The 876-nt window shown below is 43.9% G+C and carries 2 protein-coding genes; both read right to left on the bottom strand.

What is annotated here, in order from left to right; all coding sequences use genetic code 11:
* Positions 1 to 418, bottom strand: a 418-nt coding sequence (locus tag ACWHAR_RS24790) for a terminase large subunit domain-containing protein (RefSeq protein WP_452088145.1), incomplete at its 3' end; no start/stop codon positions are given.
* A partial coding sequence (locus ACWHAR_RS24795) for a phage terminase small subunit P27 family (protein WP_452088146.1) occupies positions 415 to 876 on the bottom strand: 462 nt, incomplete at its 5' end. The genes ACWHAR_RS24795 and ACWHAR_RS24790, both read right to left, overlap by 4 nt.

The raw sequence follows: 876 nt of genomic DNA on the forward strand, positions 1-876 counted from the left end.
CAATGTAAACCTCGGACATATATTCATCGTTAGCCATTGCCTCATAGGAACCGACACAAGCCAGGCTCTGCGTTTTGGTGTTTTTACGTCCGACCTGCCAATAGACTTTTTTAAATCGGCGATAGCCTGTATCCTTATGCACCCATCCGTACACATTGCCAAAGATGAATATTTGAATAGGCTCAGGCACAATGTTTTCACCCTGCAAAGGGCCTTTCGTATGTTTAAATTGGGTCATCCAGTATAGGAACCGGCGGGCTTTTTCATCATCAAACACATAAGGAAACTCCCTTGTGCCTTCCCGACTCACATCATTTAAAAAACGCTCACAGGCCCAAATGTGTTTTTCACACGCCACAATCTCACCCGATATCACTTCGCGCGAGTAATCAATGAGAAATTGTTTGATTGTCTTCATACGTTTTTAAACTCCTTCTCCGCAGCCGTCTTTTCCCGCTCCTCCTGGGTACGAGTAATAGCAAGTTTTGCACGAGCAGACGGTGTAAGGCCAAAGTCATTCGCTGCTGATTTCATTTGATCAAAATAATTCTTTTGCCGCTTTAATAACGGATGCTCTTCACCGACTAGCTTAATCGGGTTGCCGTCTTCGTCTTTTCCTTCCGTATGAACCATGATCCCGTCTTCTTCAATAATTTTAGAAATTGATACATACTGCGAATAGGCATTACAATAGGCAGCCAACATGCTGACGTCCGCTTCCGTGATGATTTCAACTTCTGTTAATAAAGCAGCAACCCGTTTGAATTCTTTTTTCCCGACCTTATCCAACCACGTTGGCGGTTTTATATTATCGGATCGCATTTTCATTTTCTTCTCGTGCTCAGCCCGGGCGGCCAGCTCTTCCGTATTCTTTTT

This window comes from Bacillus sp. LR--39 (assembly GCF_053613335.1).